Raw genomic sequence first — 327 nt, forward strand, 5'->3', positions numbered from 1 at the left:
CACCCGGACCGCGACCGCGCCAGCCTGAGCGCCGACCTGGCCGACTGGCTGCAGCAGGACCGCGTGCTGTGGCTGGACCACGGCTACCTGGAAGGCGACGACACCGACGCCCACATCGCCCACAAGCGCCAACTGGCGTTCCTGGCCAAGCACATGCGCCGCGAAGAAGAGGCCACGCTGGATGCGATCCGCGATGCGCTGGACGCCAACAGCGAAACCGAGCTGTGCCCGACCTGTGCCAACAGCAGCCGCGAGCGCAGCCAGCTGTGCGTGGTCGAATCGCCGGCCGATCGTCTCGCGATCGAGAACGCGACGGGTTTTCGCGGT

The 327-nt window shown here is 68.8% G+C and carries 1 protein-coding gene; it reads left to right on the plus strand.

All coding sequences use genetic code 11. The features are described from left to right. Positions 1 to 327: agmatine deiminase family protein (locus ABGA94_RS21665; RefSeq protein WP_375368075.1), on the plus strand; the 327-nt coding region annotated here is incomplete at both ends.

This window comes from Stenotrophomonas sp. 3diitr2024, from assembly GCF_042136455.1.
Taxonomy (GTDB): domain Bacteria; phylum Pseudomonadota; class Gammaproteobacteria; order Xanthomonadales; family Xanthomonadaceae; genus Stenotrophomonas; species Stenotrophomonas sepilia.